Source organism: Pseudomonas sp. NY5710, assembly GCF_013305665.1.
Classification (GTDB): domain Bacteria; phylum Pseudomonadota; class Gammaproteobacteria; order Pseudomonadales; family Pseudomonadaceae; genus Aquipseudomonas; species Aquipseudomonas juntendi.
Window position 1 is genome coordinate 3,545,837 of sequence record NZ_CP045554.1, and the last position, 15,591, is coordinate 3,561,427.

A 15,591-nucleotide genomic window follows, 5' to 3' on the forward strand; every position below is an offset into this window, starting at 1 on the left:
GAGACACCATGGCCCGCGGAGTAAACAAAGTCATCCTGGTCGGCACCTGCGGCCAGGACCCCGAGGTCCGCTACCTGCCGAACGGCAACGCGGTCACCAACCTCAGTCTGGCGACCAGCGAGGCGTGGACAGACAAGCAGACCGGCCAGAAGGTCGAGAAAACCGAATGGCACCGGGTGGTGCTGTTCGGCAAGGTCGCGGAGATCGCCGGCGAGTACCTGCGTAAAGGTTCCCAGTGCTACATCGAGGGCAAGCTGAAAACCCGCGAGTGGGAGAAGGACGGGATCAAGCGCTACGCCACAGAGGTGCACGTCGACATCAACGGCACCCTGCAGTTGCTCGGGGGGCGGCCTGACAACCAAGGCGGCGGCCAGCAGCAACAGCAGCAACGCCAGCCTCAGCAGCAACGACAGCAACAACGTCAGCAGCCGCAGCGCCAGCAGTACCAACAGCAGCGCCAGGCGCCGCAGCAACAGCCAGATCCAGACGACAGTTTCGATTCTGACATCCCCTTCTAAATCCTATCGGAGGCGCCATGAAGCACTGCAACCAGTGCGGCGCCCAGAAAGCGGTCAGTGATTTCTACCCTCGGCGCGCGGCCTGCAAAGACTGCGTGAAAGCCAAGGTGCGCCTGAACTATGCGCAAAATCGTGAACATTACCGTGAGTATGAGCGCAGTCGTTTTCAAAGCCAGCACCGTGTAGAAGCTCGAAACCGATACGCCGCAAGCAAATCAGGCAGGGATCGATCTAACGCAGCAAAGGCTGCCTACATCGAGCGCAACCGTGCAAAGCGCGATGCTCACATGCAGGTCGAAAATGCCGTGAAGCGAGGCGACCTCTGGAAATCACCATGCTGCATGGCTCCCGACTGCTTCAGCACCACCAACATCCAAGGCCATCACGCCCAGTACGAAGACCCGCTATCTGTGGTGTGGCTGTGCGCGAAGTGCCACGCACAACTGCATCGGGAACACCGCCTAATGCAAGGTATGGCTGAGACATGATCGCCACCATGTCTCAGCCTGTGCCAGCCGTGAAGTACGCGGCGGCCATGGCCAGATCCACTGGTCAGCCTTGGGGCGTATACCGAGGAAACAAGCGTCTACTGGTGGTTATGCCGTCTGGCTCGACGAAGAAAACGCCCATTGAGGTGTGCCACCCATGAGACGCATCCAGAAGCTCACGCAGCAGCGTCGCCGCCAGCTGCACATACACATCCCGCCCAGCGGAATCATGGAGGTGCCGTATGGCGATGTCACCCAAGGAGCGCGACGAGAAACGCCGCGCCAAAGCCGCCCGGTTGCAGGAAGAAGACCTACGCTTGAAGGTTCGACCAGGGACTAAACAGGCCCTGCTGGAGCTGATGGAGTGGGCCGGGATCGAGGAACAGGGCGAGGCGATGACGCTCATGATTCATCACATCGAAGCGCTCGGGCATCACGCGCTGTTCAGGATCGCGCGCCACGAAATCGATGCTCACCGATCTGTGGCGCGGACTGAGCCACTTCGGTTGTCAGCCAGGAAGCGAACCGGACAGCACCTGCGCGCCATCTGCGGCTGGGCTGACGCCACCTACAGCCAGATGATGGAGGCGCTGATCCACGGCATCCACGCCCTGGGCCGGATGCACGCGGCGAAGTTTCTCACCCCGCCGCGACACAAGATCAGCATCTCACCGCGCCTGGCCCTGGCCTTCGACCGGAAGAGCATGCTGATGATTCAGCAGGATCCAGGGGAGCAGATAATCGCTCCAGGCACAAATCAGCCCTAGTAGTCCTTCCATACCGCATCAGAAGGAATGTTTCCAACTACTGTCTTCTCACAGTCGCCGCAGAGAATCAGAGCTGGCTGGTCGATAAAGCCTGAACTGTAGCGGTCAAGGTACGCGACAAATTTATGAGAACCGCAGCAACTTGACTTGGGTGCGGCAGTTTTTGCCGGCTGCTCAGGGTCACGTTGAAGTGCTCCGGGAAACGCTCCAACAACAGTTCCGCATTCTACGCAAGAAAGCAGACCGATCGGCTTATCTGCTCTATCGACTTCAGCGATCTTTCCAACGAAGTTGAGACTTCCGCATCCCTCTGCTTGGCATGTCGGCTTGAAATCATCATTCAGCTTCATTCATCACTCCTTGTGCCCGGCCCCATGCCGGTCACCCGTAATACCCCATCCCAAACCAAATTGCCACCATGTGGACCGGCCCGATTTAGGGTGTGACATGACCCGCCGGTGGGGCTCAGCTAATGAATTCAAGAAACACCCATGACCCCACAATCGTAAGCACCACCACAGCTACTACCACGAAGACCATGTAGCGAAAATCGCCCTGGGTCATTACGGCATTCCCCCAAATTCTTAGTGTTTCAGGGGTAGAGCAACTCTCATACCAACACCATGCCGCATCCGGCCACGGAGGGCGGCGCATGCATGGAGAAAGCCATGGACAAGCACACCAAGATCCTTATCCCCGAGATTCCCGGCGAATGGACTGAAAGGATCAGGTCCGGGCATACCAATATCTGGAACGCGATGAGCCACGACCGTCCGCATCGTAATGGCCTGCAGGAAGTGAAGCTCGACCCGCCAGAAAAAGGGCTGTACGCCGAACTTATCGACGGCGCCTGGTACTGGGTATCTGGCTGCAACAAGTGCAACGGCGAGGTCGGCAAGTGGAGCTACATAGTCTGCGATGTCCACAATGTCTGCAGCAGCTGCGGAACTCACCGCTCTCAGCTGACCGACACACCATGGGGTACTCGCGACGGTTTCAACTGCAAGCCTTGCCAGGAGCGACTTGATGCGGCGGCCAAGGCTGATGCTCTGGCCAAGTTCGCAGAAGCTGAATACGACGACTCAGATTTCGAGTACCAGGACCAGTGCAAGTGCCCGCACTGCGCCTCTGTCATCCATATCGAAACCGAGGACTACGGCGACAAGACGATGTCCTGCGACGTGTGCGACGGCCAGTTCGAGCTGACCCTCAACTATGAGGTCACCTTTAGCACCAAGGTAATCGGCGCGCGCGTTACGGCCTAACCCTTCCGCCCTGCCCGCCAGCTCCTTCCCCTATTCAACGATAACGCCTCCCCGGCGAGGTACCGCCTATGCCCGCGTATTACAACGAGATCGACCCATACGCCGCGCAGTGGCTCCGCAACCTCATTGCCGCGGGCCATATCGCTCCAGGCGACGTTGACGAACGATCAATCGAGGATGTGCACCCCGATGACCTCAAGCCTTACACCCAATGCCACTTCTTCGCCGGCGTCGGCGTTTGGTCCTACGCCCTTCGCCGCGCCGGCTGGCCCGATGATCGACCTGTTTGGACTGGTTCCTGTCCGTGCCAACCTTTCAGCGCGGCAGGCGCGGGAGCTGGGTTTGATGACGAGCGGCACCTGTGGCCCCACTTCCATTGGCTCATCAGTGAGCGCCAGCCTGCAGTCGTCTTTGGAGAGCAGGTTGCAAGCAAGGACGCAGACCCTTGGCTCGACCTTGTACAAACTGACGTGGAAGCCATGGATTATGCCTTCGGGGCTATCGCGTTCCCGTCTGCGGGCGTCGGTGCTCCGCACATCCGGGATAGGACGTACTGGGTGGCCCACGCCAACGGCAGCACTGGCAGAAAAAGGGGTGCGCACCTTCGAGGGCGGCCTCATGGAGGCGATGCGCAACCATGGTCCGGATCTGGCAGCGGCAGCGTGCCTAACGGGCTGGGCAACCCAGGCTGCGCGCGATTGGATCAGCGCCTCGGGATCGTCGGAGTTCCTAGCGGGCCGCCTGGAGCAATCCAGGGGCAAGCCCTTGAGCGAACAGGCATTCACCCTTGCAGGGTGGCCAACTTGCACGGCGACCGATGCCATAAAGCAGGGGAATGTAGCGCCGCGCCCGGGAATGATGGGTCTGTCGGAGACTGCAGCTCTCTTGCGAGAGTCGCCACAGCCGGCCCGGTTAACGGCCTCTGGGCAGATGCTGACTGGCTCTTCTGCCGGGATGGAAAGTGGCGGCCAGTTGAACCCGGCACATTCCCGCTGGCTCATGGGGCTACCAGCCGAGTGGGACGCCTGCGCGCCTACGGTAACGCCATCAATGCGGAAGCGGCAACGCATTTCATAGCCGCGTATCTCGAATCCATTTGAAGCCATTCCGGCGAGGTTACTCATGCCCACAGAAAACAAAATCAATTGCCCTGCACTCCACCAGCGCAGCGATAGCTACCCGTATGGCGATCGAGTGCCGCGCACGGTCAAGATGCTGAAGACCGTCACCGCCGACCCAATGCCTGGCATCGGGCTCGCCTACATCAAGGGCGATGCGCCGGTGGCGAAGGAAGGTCAAACCTATCCCGTGTGGACGAATAGCCACGGCGCCGTCACGGCGGTAATGGGCGACGGCATGCGACTTGGCCTGCGACCGGCAGAGTTCGAGGTCGAGAGCTGGCACCACCTTGCAGCTGAGCAAGCCCACCCCGAGCCTATAGCCTGGATGGTTGATACTGCCTTCTGGTGGACCAAAGAAGAGGCAGAGAGGGATGCGGCGGAGACTGGGCTGCCGATTGTTGGGCTGGGGCCGATTACCGTAGCGGCATCCGGCGAACAGCACCAGGACACTCCAGTGGGCGAAGTCGTAGCGTTCAGCGAGGGCCTGCATGAAATTGCTTGGGCTGCCGGGCGCATGCCACGGCTCGGGGCCAAGCTCTGGACCCACGCCGATCCTGTCGAGGTTGAGCGGCTGCGCGATGCCTTAAGGCTCGCAAAGCACTGGTGCGATGCCGCTTTGAACGCTATCCAGATGGGCAGTGGTAATCCTGATGCACTCAATGACGTTGCCTGCCTGCTACGACATATGGCCAAGGATTTGGATTCCACAGCTCCTGCCAGCGCAGAGCCGAGCGCGCCGGTTGAGATCGACGACCGGGCAGGCTTCGAAGCGTATGCGCTCGACAAAGGTTGGCTGTCTCAGCACCTCAAGCAGCGACCAGACGGCAACTATGAAGACTGGGGTGTGAATCCCGAGTGGCAAGCCTGGAAGGCTCGCGCAGCCCTGGAGCGCAAGCCGCAGGTGAAGTCGTGAGGACGCACTTCGTACCATTCACCGACCTGGAAGGCCTCGAGCAAGCGCCCTGCGGCACCTGGTTAGGGGAGTCCTCCGAGCTGTCAGGCGACTGGTCCGAAGTCGATTGCCTGCTCTGCCAGAAACGCAAGAAAAAGATCCTCGCATCCGCAGCAGACGAAGAGCGCTTCATCGTCGAGCAGATGGGCGACATGGCTGCATTCATGCGCGCACAAGGCTAGACCACCACGGAGCACATTTGTACTCCAAGCTGTAACCCCTCTCCCCTCTATTCACTGCCGCGATATGGCGGCCAAGGAATCCGTATGCCCAGCGCACAAACGGCGGCACGGTGGTGCCCGGACGAATGCCCGATAACAGGCCGCAAGTTCTTCATGTGGATCGAGCACCCAGATGGCGGGATGGTGCCGACCTATGGTGGTCCTTTCGACAGCTACACGATCCCGACCCGCGACGGCGACGAAGGCTTCTGTTGCGAGCGGTACGACCACGATTACGGTGGTTGGCGCGGCGACGAAATGGTGGGCCTCAAGCTGATCGACGACCAAAGCGACGAATGCGAACACGGCCAAGTTGCCGAGCTGCAGGCGGAAATTGAACGACTCAAGGGCCAGAGCCGAACCATCACCCTGGCGGGTTGCGAATACACGGAAGATGACCTCATCGGTACTGCGGTTCGGTGCGTCAGCGGAACAAGCAGGCAAAAGACCCCGCGCTGGGTACTCATGATGGACGCCTTTGTCTGCGGCTCAGGCGTAGCCCAAGCGCTGTGTCGGCGTTACGGGCTGGACCCGGACGAGGGCCTGCGCAAATGATCCGCCTCGCCCTCTGCCTCCTGCTGCTGACCACCGGCGCCAGCGCAGACCCCCGGGAAACCCGACAACTGCCTTACAGCGCAGATGTCTACCACGACGACCAACGTGGAGTGACCTGTTGGAAGCTCTCGAATGGGCTGAGCTGCATCCCCGACAGCCAGCTGCAGGCCGGCAACCAGCGCCAGCTCTCCCCGCACGAAAACCAACCCGAACCTACACCCGCTCTGGCGCCTGGGCGCTGGATTGATGAGAGGTATGAGCTGTGAACAAAGAACGACTCAAGCAGTTGGCCCGCGCAGCCACCAAGGGCGAGTGGGAGCGAGACGGTAATCAGGTTTGCCCGGTGGCGGATCAGAGCAAATCTCTAGCCACCTTCATGAGCGTGCCGGATGCCGCCTTTGTTGTGGCTGCTCAGCCTGCGGTGGTGCTCAACCTCATTCTGGAAATCGAGCACCTCACCAGCTCTCTGGCCCGAGTGACCGAGGACCGCGACGGCCTTCTTGAAGCAGGAGCACACCTCCTATGATCCTGCCCCTGATGTACATGGCCTACCTGATCTACAGGGGGCCGCGATGAGCGCAGTTGCCAAGGTGCTCGACCCCTGCAGCGCCAGCCGCATGATGTGGTTCGACAAGGAAGACCAGCGCGCCCTGTTCGGTGACATCCGCGACGAAGAGCACCTGCTCTGCGACGGCCGTGTGCTGAAGGTTGAGCCCGATGTGCTGATGGACTTCCGTCGCCTGCCCTTCGAGGCCTCTACCTTCCGCCTAGTCGTGTTCGATCCGCCGCACCTAACCCGGGCCGGCGTCGATAGCTGGATGCGCGCCAAGTACGGACTACTGACCAGCGACTGGCGGGAGGACATCCGTCAGGGCTTCGCCGAGTGCTTCCGCGTGCTGGAGCCCGAGGGAATCCTGATCTTCAAGTGGAACGAAACCCAGGTGCTGGTCAGCGAGCTGTTGGCCCTCACCGATGAAAAGCCCCTGTTTGGCCACAAGTCCGGCAAGCGCGAAAAGACGCACTGGATCACCTTCATGAAGCGCCCAGCTTCGGACTAACCCCCTCCCCTACAACTCAAGCCCGCCGACATGCGCGGGCGAGGAGCAACCATGTCTGATTTTCAGACCACGACCGAGCCCGTGGCCCGGAAGCGCCATACCTGCTGCGAATGCCGCGGGCACATCGATCCCGGGCAACGGTACCAGCTGGTGGCTGGCTGCTGGGAAGGCTCGATGGAAAGCTTCAAGACCTGCCTTCCGTGCGTTCAGGCCCGCGATTGGGCGACAGCCCAACCAGAGTGGATGGGTGACGGAGAGCACCTGTACTACTTCGGCATGCTGGAAGAGGATTTGGCCAACCTGGCTCCGGAGGTTTCACCAGGTGACGGCCGCCGTTTCCGAGCCTATCGACTGCAGGTGCAAATTTGCCGCCGCCGTGACGCTGCGCACTCACAGAAAGCAGCCTGACCACCAACCTGCCGCCACCGGCGGCGTGGAGACCATCCATGAACCTGATCGACTGCTACGTCACGAAGATCCTCGGCGAGCCGTACCGCAAGTTCGGCGCCTGGTGGGTATCGGTGGAATACACGGCCGAGGGCTGGCCTGGAACCAAAGAACTCATGTTCCGCACCGAGGACGCCGCCCGCGCGGCGAAGGTCGGGCACCACTTCACGGCCTGAGGAGGCTCACATGAACACCTATTTCCTGCTCATGGCCCAGTACGGCGGCCAGGCAATCATCCCACTCGAGCGCGTGTGCCTCGACTACTTCAGCCATCTGACCCCGGAAAAGATGAAGGGCAAGGTGGCGCGGGGCGAGATCAACCTGCCGCTGGTCTGCATGGAGAGCAGCCAGAAGTCAGCACGTGGCGTGCACCTGAACGATCTGGCTGCCTATCTGGACGCGCAGCACCAGAAGGCCAAGACCGAGCACGACAAGCTCATGGGTCGCGGTCTTCGACGCGTCTCTTGATCCTCTTCTGGGCCTCGATCACGGGGCCCGTTATCACCTTCTCGATCCATTCCCATCCTTTATATGGATCGCCATTCCCCCGCAGGTGCGTATAGCGCCGCATCGAGTTCCAATCCCGGTGACCAGAAACAGAGGCCACCTTCGGGATATCCCACCCCATTTCGAACAGGCGGCTGACGCCATCGTGGCGCAGGTCGTGAAAGTGCAGGTCGTCTATCTCCAGGAAGTTGCAGGCCCTGGTGAAGGATGCCGAAATCGACTTCGAGTTGTACGGAAACACCTCATCGGCTACACGAGGCATCGACTGCAGGATCCGCCAGGCCTCATCCGGCAGATGGCACCAGACGTCGTTACCGTACTTCTGGCCCGGGTTCTTCATGTCGGTGATCAGCGCCGACCGATCCTTCTCGTTTAGCGCGTCCCAGCGGACTCGAGTGATCTCCTCCTGCCGGCGGGTGGAGAACAGCGCGAACAGCGTGACCCGCAGCATGTCGATCTCCTGCTTGCGGCGTTCGCGCATCTCCTCGAAGTACTTCAGGATCTTTTCGAGCTCGCCCAGGGTAGGCCGGCGGTTACGCTCACGGCTCCGGGTGACGGCGCCCATCTTGCGCAGCACCTTCCTTGCATCCGGCATGGCGTGCGGATCTACCTCATAGCCCCAGGCAGGCCGAGCAACAGACAGCACGGCGCCGAGGTGGGCCAAGTCGTTGCCCACGGTCTGCGCCTGAATGCCGTCCTTCTCCATGCGCCACATGGCGTAGTCCACCAGCTTCTGGCTGGTCAGTTCGCTGTCGATGACATCGCCCAGCCAGGTTTCCTTGATGGCCAGCAAGGTGGCGCGCTTGGTCTTGCCAAGCGGCCTGAGCTTCTCGTACTGGTCGAGGTACTTCTCCACCATGTGACGGACGGTTACCCCGCTCCGGTTGGCCTTCTCGATCGCGCCCGGCTCGTGCAGTTCGGCCTCGCGCTTTCGGATCCAGGCCTGGGCCGTAGTCTTCCGATCGAAGGTCTGGCTTTCCTGATAGACTTTCACGCCCTTGCGCATGATCCTGATCTGGGCGTCGTAGGTGGTAGACCCGTCTTTCCTTTTGCGGGTAGTGATAGTGCCCATTTTGCTAAATCCTCCGATGCCTTTGCTGAAATTCAGCAACGGGGTTTGGAGAATAAGCAAAAAAGGTGGCAAACGATAGAGAATGAGAGAAACCCGAATGCACCCCGAAACACCAGAAAACGCGGCCCGCTCAATTGATACGGTAGTAAGGCGGTTTTCTGTTGCTCCGATGATGGACTGGACAGACCGCCATTGCCGCTTCTTCCTGCGCCTGCTGTCCAAGCAAACCTTGCTCTACACCGAAATGGTCACCACCGGCGCCCTGCTGCACAACGACGCTGACCGTTTCCTGCGCCATGACGTTTCCGAGCATCCGCTGGCCCTGCAGCTGGGCGGCAGCGTGCCTGCCGACCTGGCGGCCTGTGCCCGCCTTGCCGAGCAAGCCGGCTACGACGAGGTCAACCTCAACGTCGGCTGCCCGAGCGACCGGGTGCAGAACAACATGATCGGCGCCTGCCTGATGGCCCACCCGGCGCTGGTGGCCGATTGCGTGAAGGCCATGCGCGATGCGGTAGCCACCCCGGTGACGGTCAAGCACCGCATCGGCATCAATGGGCGCGACAGCTACGCCGAGCTGTGCGACTTCGTTGGCCAAGTACGCGAGGCGGGCTGCCGCAGCTTTACCGTGCATGCGCGCATCGCGATTCTGGAAGGGCTTTCGCCGAAGGAAAACCGCGAGATTCCACCGCTGCGCTACGACGTGGCAGCACAATTGAAGGCCGACTTCCCGGACCTGGAGATTGTGCTGAACGGCGGAATCAAAACCCTCGGCGAGTGCCAGGCGCACCTGCAAACCTTCGACGGGGTGATGCTGGGGCGTGAGGCCTATCACAACCCGTACCTGCTGGCGGAAGTGGATCAACAACTGTTCGGCAGCGAAGCTGCCGTGATCAGCCGCAGCGAGGCGTTGGCGCAGCTACGGCCGTATATCGTGGCGCACATGGAAAGTGGTGGCGCGATGCATCATGTTACCCGGCACATTCTGGGGCTGGCCCAGGGGTTCAAGGGCGCCCGGCGCTTCCGTCAGTTGCTGTCGGCGGACATTCACAAGGCGGCGCAGCCGCTGGCCGTGTTCGACCAGGCAATGGAGCTGCTTCAGGGGCGCTGATGCGCCGTGTAACGACAGCGGTAGCAGATGACGCCAGCGCGCGCGGTGGTTTGGTGGTGTGCGGAACCTCGGGGTGGCGCCGGACTCGAATATCATCTTCACACCACCCTTCGTGGCAGGCCCGCGCCTACCGGCCCTTGAGCGGCCGTCGGGGCTCGGGTAATGTCGAGTCATTGCACAGGACAGAGCACGCCCATGACCTCCAAGCTGGAACAACTCAAGCAGTTCACCACCGTGGTCGCCGATACCGGCGACCTGGACGCCATCACCCGCCTGAAACCGGTCGATGCCACCACCAACCCGTCGCTGCTGCTCAAAGCCGCCGCCATCACGGGTTACGCGGACCTGCTCAAGCAGGTCAAGGCAGACGCCAAGGGCAATGTCGACCTGGCCTGCGACAAGTTTGCCGTGGCCGTGGGTTCGGGCATCCTCAAGGTCATTCCCGGGCGTATCTCCACCGAGGTGGATGCCCGCCTGTCATTCGACGAACCGGCCCTGCTGGCCAAGGCCCGGGCGCTGATCGACCTGTATGAAAAAGCCGGCGTCGGCCGTGACCGCGTGCTGATCAAACTGGCCTCGACCTGGGAAGGCATTCGCGCTGCCGAGAAGCTGGAAAAGGAAGGTATCCAGACCAACCTTACCTTGCTGTTCTCGTTCGCCCAGGCCCAGGCCTGTGCGGATGCCGGGGTGTTCCTGATTTCGCCGTTCGTGGGCCGGATCTACGACTGGTACAAGAAAAGCACCGGCCAGGACTACGTGGGCGCCGAAGACCCGGGTGTGCAATCGGTCACGCGCATCTACAACTACTACAAGGCCAATGGCTACGACACCGTCGTCATGGGTGCCAGCTTCCGCAACATCGGCCAGATCGAACAACTGGCGGGCTGCGATCGCCTGACCATCAGCCCTGACCTGCTCGACCAATTGAGCAGCGACCAAGGTGAGTTGCCGCGCATGCTCAAGCCAGGCAATGCTGGCGAAGCCAAGCAGATGCTGAACGAAAGCCAGTTCCGTTGGGCAATGAACGAAGATGCCATGGCCACTGAGAAACTGGCCGAAGGCATCCGCCAGTTTGCCCGGGACCAGGAAAAGCTGGAAAAACTCATGGCTGATAAGGCCTGAGTAGTCTCGGCCTTGCCAGGCGGGCGTAAGGTGGCAAGCACCTTGCGCCCCATTCGTTCTACCGAGCACCTGATCGTGTTTTGAATTCCAGGGCCTGATCGCGAGTACATCCGCTGCTGCATCGGTTTATGCAGGGGCGGCTTTACCTGCGACCAGGCCCATACTTTTCCCGAGCTGTTGATGACCGCCCCTACACTGCTGCCCCTCGTACTCGCCGGCCCGGTCCTGCGGCGCCTGGAACCCCAGCGCCTGGCTATCTGGCTGGTTGCCACCGAACCGCTGCACGCGCAATTCGTCTGCCCCGCCAGCGAGGCCCAGGTCGACTGCCAGGTGGTAGCCGTAGGCAAGCAGGCCTTCATTCACCTGCTGGACATCCATTTCAGCGACCCCCTGCCCTGCAACCAGCTGCTGGACTATGACCTGCTAATCGATGGCAGGGGCATCGCCGATTGGGCACCTCACCTGCTCTACCCCGGTAACCAGCGCCCCAACCTGGTGTTGCGCGAGCGCCTCGACCACCTGCTGCATGGCTCCTGCCGCAAACCGCACCACCCTGCGGCCGACGGCCTGCTGTGCGCCGACCGCCTGCTGCAGGCTTGCACAACCCCGCAAGACCGGCCCGCCGTGCTGCTGATGACCGGCGACCAGGTGTATGCCGACGACGTGGCCGGGCCGATGCTGCGTGCCATCCACAGCCTGATCGCGCGCCTGGGCCTGTTCGACGAGCAACTTGAAGGTGCGGTGGTCACCGACAGCCAGGCGCTGTACCAGCACCCGGCCAGTTACTATCACCGCGCAGACCTGTTGCCAGCACAGAAGCTCAACGAAACCCTGCGCGAGCGGTTTTTCGGTGGCAAGCGCAAACCGATCTTCTCTTCCAGCAACGCTGACAACCACCTGGTGACCTTCGCCGAAGTCATGGCCATGTACCTGCTGGTGTGGTCACCCGTACCGTGGCAGCTGGTCGACCTGGCCATGCCAGCCGGGCTCAGCGACCAGCACCAGGCCCGTTACCAGCACGAGCTGCCGCTAGTCCGCGGGTTTGCCGACAACCTTGGCCAAGTGGCCAGGGCCATGGCCCACCTGCCCTGCCTGATGATCTTCGACGACCACGACATCACCGACGACTGGAACCTGTCGGCACAATGGGAGCAGACCGCCTACGGCCACCCGTTCTCACGGCGGATCATCGGCAATGCCCTGCTCGGCTACCTGCTGTGCCAGGCCTGGGGCAATGCCCCGGACACCTGCAAACCGCTGCTCGGCCAGTGCCAGGCACTGACCGGCGAGAACCAGGATGCAGTGATCGGTGAGCTGCTGCGCTTTCAGGGCTGGCAGTTCAGCCTGCCCACCGAGCCACCCTTGCTGGTGCTGGACACCCGCACCCGCCGCTGGCGTAGCGAAAGCAACCTGGCCAGGCCATCCGGCCTGCTGGACTGGGAAGCGTTGAGTGAACTGCAGCAGGCGCTGCTCGACCACCCATCGGCAGTCATCGTTTCACCGGCGCCGATTTTCGGCGTGAAGCTGATCGAGACGGTGCAGAAGGTCTTCAGCTGGCTGGGTTACCCCTTGCTGGTCGACGCCGAAAACTGGATGGCCCACCGCGGGGCGGCGCAGGTCATTCTCAATATATTCCGCCACTCGCGCACACCCGGGCACTACGTGGTGCTGTCGGGCGATGTGCATTATTCATTCGTCTACGAAGTGCTGATTCGCCACCGCCAACGCAGCCCGCACTTGTGGCAAGTGACCAGCAGCGGCATCAAGAATGAGTTCCCCCGGCGCCTGCTGGATGTGCTGGACCGGCTTAACCGCTGGCTGTACTCGCCGCGCTCGCCGCTTAACTGGTTTACCAAACGCCGGGAAATGGAGGTCGTGCCACGCACGCCCAGCCACAGCAAGGCCGGGGAACGGCTGTGGAACGGCGCAGGGCTGGGGCAGGTGTTTTTTGATCAGCAAGGGCGGCCAGAGCGCATGTATCAGTTGGATGCGGGTGGCGCGCAGGCAACCGAGTTTGTCAGGGCCCCGTAGCCAGGCGGAGCGTGGCCAGGCCAACCTCTTGCGAAGTGACGCCGCTACTACCGCGCGCGCCCGTCACGGCACAGTACCTAGCTGCGCTCCAGCGCATTCACCAAGTCATGGAACGCTTCGCGGTTGGAGTCATTCAGGCCCATGAGGATCTTGTGCGCCTCCAGCACCTTGGAACGCACCACGTCTTCGTTCTGGTCCTGCGATGGCAGGTCGGTCAGGCACTCGGGGCAGGGAATCGGCCGATCGACGATGTTGAACACCTGATCGAAGCCCATCGATTGCAACAGCCGGGAGATATCCGGATTGGTGGTCACTACCGTCGGCAGCAGGCCTACCTTCTGCCGCGACAGGATCGACAGCTTGGCCAGCAGGCCCAAGGTGGTGCTGTCGATGCTCTCGGTTTCGGTCAGGTCGATGACAATGGCCGAGAAGTTCAGCGCCGTGAAAATCTTCTCGATCGTTGCATCCAGCGCCGAACACAAGGTCAGGCGCACTTCACCGACAAATTTCAGTACAAAGGTACCGCTCTGCTCGGCGAACTGGATTCTACCGGTACTCATTGAAGGTTCCTGCTTAACACCAATAGGGCGATATCATCCGGCATCTCCCCAAGCGTAGCCAATCCAAAACGTTGACGCAGCCCATCCAGGCTACCACCTGCTGCCTTGACGATCTCCGGCAAGGCGGCTTCTTTATCTTTGAGCGTATCACCCGGCAAAAGGTCCAGAATGCCATCGGACATGAGGCTGATGCTGAATTGCGGCGGCAGCTCCACGACCAGGTCCTGGTAAGTGGCCTCGTCAAACAGCCCCACCGGCAGGCCACGGCCTTCCAGGTAGCGGGCGTTGCCTGGGGTATACAGCACCGGCAGCGGCAAGTGGCCGCCAACGGCGTAGGTCAGCAGGCCCGAATCCTCGTCTATCACGCCACCCACCATGGTCACGTGCTTGCCCAGCTTGCTGTTGATCAGCCCGCGGTTGATGTGGCTGAGCACTTCCGACGGCTTGAACTCACGCATCTTGTTGCGCTTGAGTTCGAACATGAGGCGTGTGGTCATGAATTTCAACAGCACGGTGACAAAGGCCGACGACGCGCCATGCCCGGAAACATCGGCAAGGTAGAAGGCGATACGCCGGTCATCGACGCGGAAGTAGTCGACGAAATCACCCGACAGGTACAGCGACGGAATGATCTGATGCTCGAAGGCAAACTCGCCGGCAGCCCATGGGCTTTCCGGCAGCATGTTCATCTGTACTTGGCGGCCGGCGGTCTGGTCTTCCTGCAGCAGGTGCAGGCTGGCCTCCAGTTCGCGGTTGGCGGCTTCGAGCTTGTCGCGGTAGCGCTGGTTTTCCAGCACCAGGCGCGAGCGGTCGAGGGCACGGCGCACCGAGTGCTCCAGTACGGCCAGGTCTTCCAGCGGCTTGATCAGGTAATCCGCAGCCCCCAGGCGCAGCGCTTCCACCGCATCACTCATGACGCCGGCACCGGACACCACGATCACCGGCACCTGCGGCGCACGCTCGCTGACCTGGCGGATCAGTTCGAGCCCGCCCATCTGCGGCATGCGCAGGTCGCAGATCACGAGGTCGGGCTGGTGCTCTTCGAAGACCTGAAGCCCCTGCTGGCCATTACCGGCCTGGAGCACGCTGAAACCACTGTCTTCAAGATACGCGGCGAGGCTCGCACGGACCACGTCGTCGTCATCGATGATCAGCAGCGTTGCACTGGTATTCTGCATGTGGGCGAACGGCGCCGATTTAGGTTGGTGCAGCGGTGTCGGCAAGGCAGACGGCCAGCTACGGGAATTCTTTGTGGTCATACTCTACTTGAGTTGTAGGACAAGAACACCTGCCCGGCAACTGTCGGCAACTGTGAGAGCAACCTTGTAAGGCGCAGACGGTACTCCCATCCGCCAGGGGTTTCAAGCATGCGTGGTTCGACCTCATCGCTCTTTACAGGGCAAATCACCGGGAGTTATAAGAAAGTCGACCAGCGCAACCCGATGGGAAGGATGCAGCATGCCCCACACGCCCTCCAGTCACAGCGAGAAACGCGATTTCATCCGCATGCGCATCGACGCCGAAGTCAGCTTGTTGCACGAAGGCCAGGTCATCGCGGCGCGCTGCCTGGACCTGTCCAGCGGCGGCATGCAGGTGCAGGCGCCAGAGCATTTTCAGGTAGGTCAACAGCTCGAAGTGCGAATCGACTCCGACCACCCGGCCTTGAAGGGGCTGCACGCCAGCACCGAGGTGGTGTGGATCGCCGACCAGCCAGGCGGCCAGCAGAAGTTCGGCCTGAAGATTCTGGCAATGCATTGAAGCGGCGCCCGAAGCCAGCAGGGGCGGCCTAGCGCGGGCGC

At 61.4% G+C, this 15,591-nt stretch carries 22 protein-coding genes; 18 read left to right on the plus strand and 4 right to left on the minus strand.

What is annotated here, in order from left to right; all coding sequences use genetic code 11:
• The first annotated feature begins 8 nt into the window (after window positions 1-8).
• From GEV39_RS16315 to GEV39_RS16325, 3 genes are all read left to right on the plus strand, one after another.
• Complete coding sequence (locus GEV39_RS16315) at window positions 9-518, plus strand: single-stranded DNA-binding protein (RefSeq protein WP_173890437.1); 510 nt, start codon at window positions 9-11, stop codon at window positions 516-518.
• Window positions 519-535: 17 nt separating this feature from the next.
• Window positions 536-1,006 carry a hypothetical protein gene (locus tag GEV39_RS16320; RefSeq protein WP_125855385.1) on the plus strand — a complete coding sequence of 157 codons (471 nt, stop codon included), beginning with the start codon at window positions 536-538 and terminating at the stop codon, window positions 1,004-1,006.
• Window positions 1,007-1,248: 242 nt separating this feature from the next.
• Entirely contained in the window at window positions 1,249-1,773 is a 525-nt protein-coding gene (locus tag GEV39_RS16325; RefSeq protein ID WP_173890439.1) for a hypothetical protein, read from the plus strand.
• Here GEV39_RS16325 and GEV39_RS16330 read toward each other — a convergent pair.
• The gene (locus GEV39_RS16330; RefSeq protein WP_173890441.1) at window positions 1,770-2,123 is read right to left on the minus strand and encodes a hypothetical protein; all 354 of its coding nucleotides are present in this window, start codon (window positions 2,121-2,123) and stop codon (window positions 1,770-1,772) included. The genes GEV39_RS16325 and GEV39_RS16330 overlap by 4 nt on opposite strands.
• A gap of 318 nt (window positions 2,124-2,441) precedes the next feature.
• Here GEV39_RS16330 and GEV39_RS16335 point away from each other — a divergent pair, with 318 nt between their 5' ends.
• The 11 genes from GEV39_RS16335 (at window position 2,442) to GEV39_RS16385 (ending at window position 7,860) form a co-directional block, all read left to right on the plus strand.
• A complete protein-coding gene (locus GEV39_RS16335; RefSeq protein WP_173890443.1) occupies window positions 2,442-3,038 on the plus strand; it encodes a hypothetical protein in 597 nt (198 codons plus the stop codon).
• 68 nt (window positions 3,039-3,106) lie between these two features.
• On the plus strand, window positions 3,107-4,138 hold the full coding sequence (locus GEV39_RS16340) for a DNA cytosine methyltransferase (RefSeq protein WP_173890445.1): 1,032 nt from the start codon (window positions 3,107-3,109) through the stop codon (window positions 4,136-4,138).
• A gap of 22 nt (window positions 4,139-4,160) precedes the next feature.
• On the plus strand, window positions 4,161-5,072 hold the full coding sequence (locus GEV39_RS26140; RefSeq protein ID WP_249414283.1) for a hypothetical protein: 912 nt from the start codon (window positions 4,161-4,163) through the stop codon (window positions 5,070-5,072).
• On the plus strand, window positions 5,069-5,293 hold the full coding sequence (locus tag GEV39_RS16350; protein ID WP_173890447.1) for a hypothetical protein: 225 nt from the start codon (window positions 5,069-5,071) through the stop codon (window positions 5,291-5,293). The genes GEV39_RS26140 and GEV39_RS16350 overlap by 4 nt, the downstream gene beginning before the upstream one ends.
• An 84-nt stretch (window positions 5,294-5,377) precedes the next feature.
• Window positions 5,378-5,887 carry a hypothetical protein gene (locus GEV39_RS26145; RefSeq protein WP_249414284.1) on the plus strand — a complete coding sequence of 170 codons (510 nt, stop codon included), beginning with the start codon at window positions 5,378-5,380 and terminating at the stop codon, window positions 5,885-5,887.
• Window positions 5,884-6,153 carry a hypothetical protein gene (locus GEV39_RS16360; RefSeq protein ID WP_173890450.1) on the plus strand — a complete coding sequence of 90 codons (270 nt, stop codon included), beginning with the start codon at window positions 5,884-5,886 and terminating at the stop codon, window positions 6,151-6,153. The genes GEV39_RS26145 and GEV39_RS16360 overlap by 4 nt, the downstream gene beginning before the upstream one ends.
• Complete coding sequence (locus GEV39_RS16365) at window positions 6,150-6,413, plus strand: ead/Ea22-like family protein (protein WP_173890452.1); 264 nt, start codon at window positions 6,150-6,152, stop codon at window positions 6,411-6,413. The genes GEV39_RS16360 and GEV39_RS16365 overlap by 4 nt, the downstream gene beginning before the upstream one ends.
• A gap of 46 nt (window positions 6,414-6,459) precedes the next feature.
• The gene (locus GEV39_RS16370) at window positions 6,460-6,945 is read left to right on the plus strand and encodes a class I SAM-dependent methyltransferase (RefSeq protein WP_173890454.1); all 486 of its coding nucleotides are present in this window, start codon (window positions 6,460-6,462) and stop codon (window positions 6,943-6,945) included.
• Window positions 6,946-6,996: 51 nt separating this feature from the next.
• Window positions 6,997-7,353: a hypothetical protein gene (locus GEV39_RS16375; protein ID WP_173890456.1), complete on the plus strand. Its 357-nt coding sequence runs from the start codon at window positions 6,997-6,999 to the stop codon at window positions 7,351-7,353.
• Window positions 7,354-7,391: 38 nt separating this feature from the next.
• Window positions 7,392-7,568, plus strand: a complete 177-nt coding sequence (locus tag GEV39_RS16380; protein ID WP_173890458.1) for a hypothetical protein — start codon at window positions 7,392-7,394, stop codon at window positions 7,566-7,568.
• A 10-nt stretch (window positions 7,569-7,578) separates the two neighbouring features.
• Window positions 7,579-7,860 (plus strand): pyocin activator PrtN family protein, encoded by a 282-nt coding sequence (locus GEV39_RS16385; RefSeq protein WP_173890460.1) that lies wholly within the window; start codon window positions 7,579-7,581, stop codon window positions 7,858-7,860.
• Here the strand turns inward: GEV39_RS16385 and GEV39_RS16390 are convergent.
• Window positions 7,829-8,971 carry a site-specific integrase gene (locus GEV39_RS16390; protein ID WP_173890462.1) on the minus strand — a complete coding sequence of 381 codons (1,143 nt, stop codon included), beginning with the start codon at window positions 8,969-8,971 and terminating at the stop codon, window positions 7,829-7,831. The two genes, GEV39_RS16385 and GEV39_RS16390, sit on opposite strands and share 32 nt — an antisense overlap.
• A 97-nt stretch (window positions 8,972-9,068) precedes the next feature.
• On the opposite strand from GEV39_RS16390, the gene dusA reads away from it, so the two are divergent.
• The 3 genes from dusA (at window position 9,069) to GEV39_RS16405 (ending at window position 13,232) form a co-directional block, all read left to right on the plus strand.
• Window positions 9,069-10,079, plus strand: a complete 1,011-nt coding sequence (gene dusA, locus GEV39_RS16395; protein ID WP_173890464.1) for a tRNA dihydrouridine(20/20a) synthase DusA — start codon at window positions 9,069-9,071, stop codon at window positions 10,077-10,079.
• Between the two features lie 195 nt (window positions 10,080-10,274).
• Entirely contained in the window at window positions 10,275-11,201 is a 927-nt protein-coding gene (tal, locus tag GEV39_RS16400) for a transaldolase (RefSeq protein ID WP_173890466.1), read from the plus strand.
• Between the two features lie 180 nt (window positions 11,202-11,381).
• The gene (locus GEV39_RS16405; RefSeq protein ID WP_173890468.1) at window positions 11,382-13,232 is read left to right on the plus strand and encodes an alkaline phosphatase D family protein; all 1,851 of its coding nucleotides are present in this window, start codon (window positions 11,382-11,384) and stop codon (window positions 13,230-13,232) included.
• A 77-nt stretch (window positions 13,233-13,309) separates the two neighbouring features.
• On the opposite strand, the gene rssC is transcribed toward GEV39_RS16405, so the two are convergent.
• Together rssC and rssB are read right to left on the minus strand one after the other, a co-directional pair.
• Window positions 13,310-13,792 carry an anti-sigma factor antagonist RssC gene (gene rssC, locus GEV39_RS16410; protein ID WP_009686305.1) on the minus strand — a complete coding sequence of 161 codons (483 nt, stop codon included), beginning with the start codon at window positions 13,790-13,792 and terminating at the stop codon, window positions 13,310-13,312.
• A complete protein-coding gene (gene rssB / locus GEV39_RS16415) occupies window positions 13,789-14,970 on the minus strand; it encodes a two-component system response regulator RssB (protein WP_029885859.1) in 1,182 nt (393 codons plus the stop codon). The genes rssC and rssB overlap by 4 nt, the downstream gene beginning before the upstream one ends.
• 280 nt (window positions 14,971-15,250) lie before the next feature.
• Here rssB and GEV39_RS16420 point away from each other — a divergent pair, with 280 nt between their 5' ends.
• Window positions 15,251-15,550 (plus strand): PilZ domain-containing protein, encoded by a 300-nt coding sequence (locus tag GEV39_RS16420; RefSeq protein WP_173890470.1) that lies wholly within the window; start codon window positions 15,251-15,253, stop codon window positions 15,548-15,550.
• Window positions 15,551-15,591 lie beyond the last annotated feature (41 nt).